Annotated in this window: 4 protein-coding genes and 1 pseudogene; all 5 read right to left on the bottom strand. The window is 40.5% G+C overall.

Translation table 11 applies throughout. The annotated features are described in order from the left end of the window. A partial coding sequence (locus tag RWZ99_RS08720; protein ID WP_314678129.1) for an SDR family NAD(P)-dependent oxidoreductase occupies positions 1–470 on the bottom strand: 470 nt, incomplete at its 3' end. Further along, entirely contained in the window at positions 470–1,399 is a 930-nt protein-coding gene (gene rnz, locus RWZ99_RS08725; RefSeq protein WP_314678132.1) for a ribonuclease Z, read from the bottom strand. The genes rnz and RWZ99_RS08720, both read right to left, overlap by 1 nt. A 31-nt stretch (positions 1,400–1,430) precedes the next feature. Beyond that, entirely contained in the window at positions 1,431–2,072 is a 642-nt protein-coding gene (locus tag RWZ99_RS08730; protein ID WP_314678134.1) for a cystathionine beta-lyase, read from the bottom strand. Then, positions 2,065–3,303, bottom strand: a complete 1,239-nt coding sequence (hflX, locus tag RWZ99_RS08735; RefSeq protein WP_314678136.1) for a GTPase HflX — start codon at positions 3,301–3,303, stop codon at positions 2,065–2,067. The genes RWZ99_RS08730 and hflX overlap by 8 nt, the downstream gene beginning before the upstream one ends. A 378-nt stretch (positions 3,304–3,681) precedes the next feature. Next, positions 3,682–4,851, bottom strand: a pseudogene (locus RWZ99_RS08740) (FtsW/RodA/SpoVE family cell cycle protein); the annotation flags it as partial. Between the last annotated feature and the right edge of the window lie 173 nt (positions 4,852–5,024).

Here is a 5,024-nt window from a genome sequence, read left to right on the forward strand (position 1 = left end):
CCAATTACCGCAAACTTTGTCGCTGCATAGACACTTGAGTTGGCTGTCGCAATTTTCCCTGCCATACTGGCGATATTGATAATATGGCCATGGCCTTGCTCTACCATTTTCTCTGCTATCAAGCGTGAAAAAGTCATTGTCGCAAAGGTATTGATATCAAACATATCACGGACTTCTTGACTAGTGTAATTATCATAAGACTTAAATTCACCGAAGCCAGCATTATTGATAAAGATATCAATACGGCCAAATCGTTGATAAAGATAATTGACCATTTCTTTAATGGTATTATCGTCTCTAAGATCAATAGCAAGACAGGTTTTATTTTCCACATGGCGATAACATTTCTCAAGTTTGTCCTTGTCTCGTCCCAAGAGGATAATGCCATCACTGGGTGAGAGCTGCTTGACAATTTCTTGAGCAAGACCTCCTGAGGCACCAGTAATAGCGATAATACGTTGTTTAGCCATTAGATTTCTACCTCTTCCAAGTCACGAACGATATAAGTGTTTTCAAAAATCGTTTTAGCATCTGCTGCCATCTTACCGATATCACGCCCCAAAAAACGTGCTGATACGTGATTTAGAAGAAGGCGTTTAGCTGACGCATCCTTAGCTACTTGAGCTGCTTGCATGTTGGTTGAGTGACCATGGCTCTTGGCAATTTTTTCGTCCCCCTTACCATAAGTGGACTCGTGGACCAGGACATCTGCCCCCAGTCCAAGTCGAACACTGGCATCTGTCTTACGGGTATCACCTAAGATAGTGATAACCTTACCTTTCTTAGGTGCGGAAATAAAGTCTTTGGCAATGATTTTCGTACCATCCTCAAGAACTACATCTTGTCCATTCTTAATTTGTCCAAAAAGTGGACCAAATGGTACGCCTGCTGCCTTAAGAGCCTCAGCATCCAAGGTCCCTTCCAGATCCTTTTGAACCACACGGTAACCAACACAAAAAATGGTGTGATCCAACTTATCTGCATAAACAGCGAACTTGTCATTTTCCATAACCAAGCCTAGCTTATGCTCATCAATTTCCTTAAAATGCACATGATAAGGCAAGCGTGTCCCCGAGGTACGAAGACTAGTCATGACGTATTGCTTAATACCAACTGGACCATAAACTTCAAGGTCAGTTTGTTCTTCGCTAGATTGGAAGGAACGACTAGCCAAGAAACCAGGTAGACCGAAGATATGGTCCCCATGCATATGTGTAATAAAGATTTTTTTAACTTTACGAGGTTTGATTGTTGTTTCTAAAATCTGACGTTGGGTTCCTTCCCCACAGTCAAACATCCAGACTTCGTTGATTTCATCGAGTAGCTTCAAAACCAGACTCGATACATTACGAGCCTTGGATGGCTGTCCGGCGCCCGTCCCTAAAAATTGTAATTCCATGACTTTCTATACTTTCTATCTATCGTTTTTCTTATTTCTGGACAATATAAGCCAGGCATTCACGCTGAGCAAAGCCATAGTAAACGGTTTGCCCTTTATATTGAGACAAAAGTTCCACTAATTCATCTTGATTGAAGCTAGCTAACTTAATGACATTTCCCTTCAGTTTAGTTACACGACTGAGCAACTGAGTCTCTGGTGTCAACTCTTCCAAGACTTCTTCATCAAAGTCAACCTTGGCCATTTTAACTTGAGTCCCTTCAAGATAAACCTTATACTGTGGGAAAACTTGAGCAAGCTCAAACAAAATACTAGCCGTTGGAACCTCTAGATGCTCCGCAAAGACTAGGGCTACTTCATCGGCATTTTCATAGCAAAAACCATAAGATTTTCCTGACAGATTAAGACGAATAAAGGGCTTGTGTTCATCAAAAGATGGTACTGGATTAAAGAGGTTCAATTCTTTCGAAAGCTCCAAATAGTAATCCGTTGCTGCTTCTGGAGACTGTTTCTGGTAAATCTCTGCAAAATAAGCATTAATAACACTTGGTGGTGGCGTAATAAAAGCCAGTTTTTGACTGTCTGAAAGGTCTGACAAAGTATTTTCCAGATATACCTTATCTAAACTTGTAAAACCACCATATTTTAAAGCTAAATCCATATAATCAGTCATAAAACTCTTCCAATTTCCATTTATTTTTCGGTGAAATATAGCCTGTAATGTCTTCCACTTCTGCCTCAAAACTATAGCTATCTAGCAAGGCTAATTGACTCAACTGATAAAGTTTATAAGCTTGGTCCTGATGAACCTTAATACTAAAGTGTTCAAAAATCTGTTGAATTTCATCAATCAAGAGTCTTCGTAGAGCCTCACGACTTCCCTTGTCACGCGCTGAGAGACGAACATTAGGAAAGACTGTTGCTACTAAGTTATCCGCTAGGTCCATCTTATTGTAGATGGCTAGGCGAGGAATATCAGTCATGTCCAGGTCTTTAAGGATATCTAAGACCACCTTTTCATGCTCTTCGTGATTAGGATCACTAGCATCGATGACATGCAAAAGAAAATCCACATTACGACTTTCTTCAAGCGTCGACTTAAAGGCAGCAACCAATTCTGTTGGCAAATCCTGAATAAAACCAACCGTATCTGTCAAGGTCACTTGAAACTGACCTTTTAAGTAAATTTTCTTAGTCGTTGCATCCAAAGTCGCAAAAAGTTCATTGGCCTCATACTGCTTATCATCCGTCATAAGGTTCATAATGGTTGATTTTCCAGCATTAGTATAACCTATTAAACCAATTTTAAAGGTAGTTGAGTCGACACGCTTTTCACGAATGGTCTCTCTGTTCTTCTCAACAATCTTTAATTGACGCTCAATATCCGCAATCTGGTTACGGATAGAACGACGATTGAGTTCCAACTGACTTTCACCAGGTCCACGGCTACCAATGCCCCCCGCTTGACGACTTAGCATAATCCCCTGACCAGCTAAACGTGGCAACATGTATTTGAGTTGAGCTAGATGGACCTGAAGTTTTCCTTCATGACTCCTAGCCCTCATGGCGAAGATATCCAAAATCAATTGCATGCGATCAATGACTTTTACGCCAAACGCTGCTTCAAGATTGGTATTTTGACGTGGAGTTAAACGGTTATTGACAATGACCGTAGTAATCTCATCCGCGTCCACCAAAGCCTTGATTTCTTCTAATTTTCCTGAACCTACGAAGGACTTACTATCATAGCGTTCACGTTTTTGGGTATAGCTAGCTACAACCTCTGCTCCTGCTGTTTTGGCAAGACTAGCAAGTTCCTCCATGGACATGTCAAAATGCTCTGTCTCTTGCAATTCAACACCTACTAAAATAGCACGTTCTTGCTGCTTGGCTGTCTCTATCATAGCAAACCCCTTTTCGAAATAGTCGCCTTCTATTATACCACAGGGAGACCCAAAGAGAAGGGGACAGACCTTAATTTTTTTATAAAGAAAAACAAGTTGGATTACCCAACTTGCTTCTGATTAGTGTTTACGTGTCGGTTTCTTTTTAGAACCCTTACGACGCTTGCCTTGGTGGAGGCTAGGCGTATTTTGAGAAATCGTTTGACGTACTTTCACAGTAGCCTTATCAACCTTATCTTTAGCCTTGACCAATTCTTGTGAGGCCTTGATTGCACTCTTCGAAGGTTTGTTTTTCTTAGGTTTAGTCTTAGACACTGACTTTACTTGACTAGTCCCCGATGTACGCATACGACGAGACATAGCCAGAAGAATTTTATTTTCTTCGTTGAGGTTGGTCTGGTAGGCCATGGAAAGCACTAAACCAACACCAATCAAGTTTGAGATAAGTGAAGATCCACCTTGAGAAATAAAGGGCAAAGGAATACCTGTCAGAGGAAGAATCCCTACCGCCGCCCCAATATTTTCAAAAATATGGAAGACAATCATCATAATAAAACCTGTAGAAATAAAGGTATAGAAACGGTTATTAGACTTAAAAGTCACTCGCAACATGCGATAAATGAGGAAGAGATAGGTCAAAAGAACCAATCCACCACCTACCAAACCAAAGTCTTCTGCAATAACCGTGAAAATCATATCACTCTCACGAACTGGCACATTCAAATCAAGGTGATTAAAACCTTTTCCGTAGATACCACCAGTACCTATCGATATCATCCCTTGTGTCTGTTGAAAGGCGATGCCATCCGCATAAGTGAAGGGGTCCAACCAAGCTGAGATACGGTTAATCTGATAAGTCTGAACCCCTAACTTGAGCAAGGTTTCCTTTCCCCAATCTGTGATAAAGACCATTATAAACAGAGCTATGCTAGCTGCAAAGCCTAGCACTACCGGTAAGATGATACGCCAGGATATTCCCGAAACCACTATTATACCTGCTAAAATAGCGAGGAAGACTAAGGCCGTTCCCATATCACCTTGAAGAACCAGTAAGCCTAAGACAGGAAGCGTGACCGCTACATATTGGAAAAGTAGTAACCAGTCATCTTGAAGGTCAGTTACCTCTTTTCCTTGTTTAGCCCAAACACCTATTCTTGAAAGAAAAAGGATGTAGGATATCTTCATAAATTCTGATGGTTGAAAAAGGGTGACTGATCCAATACTGACCCAGTTTTTTGCTCCTGTCGAAGCAACCAAAGCAGGTGAATAAAAAACAAGAGGCAGAACCATAAGTCCCAGGCCAAAAATATAAAGCCAGGGAGTTACCTTCCAAAGAAATTCTGTATTAAATAACATGACAACAAAAGCAAGTACCGAACCAAGAAAAACCCATAGTACTTGCTGAGACATGACTTGCACGAGATTCTTTGGGTAATCAAAATTTGTCGCGATAAAAACCGAGCCCAGACCAACCAGCAGTAAGATAAGGACTGGCAAGAGAATCGAGTAATCTATCCGACTTTCAATAGTATTTTTTGACTTAGCCATGTGTACTCCAAAATAAATATTTAGCAAGAGTTATTATACCACTTTTTCGGCCAGACAAATGACATGAATGTATAAAAAGTAGTTAATTTTTTTAACGAAAAAAGCAACCACAAAAGTGAGGCTCTATAATTTCTGTAGTGGGTAAAACCACCGTAGAGATTATAGAGCTTTTT

The organism is uncultured Streptococcus sp., assembly GCF_963545685.1.
Lineage (GTDB): Bacteria > Bacillota > Bacilli > Lactobacillales > Streptococcaceae > Streptococcus.

Bases quoted from the DNA above. Each gene is read 5' to 3' on its own strand.
- RWZ99_RS08730 (WP_314678134.1), bottom strand. From the start codon at position 2,072: ATGACTGATTATATGGATTTAGCTTTAAAATATGGTGGTTTTACAAGT.
- rnz (WP_314678132.1), bottom strand. From the start codon at position 1,399: ATGGAATTACAATTTTTAGGGACGGGCGCCGGACAGCCATCCAAGGCT.
- hflX (WP_314678136.1), bottom strand. From the start codon at position 3,303: ATGATAGAGACAGCCAAGCAGCAAGAACGTGCTATTTTAGTAGGTGTT.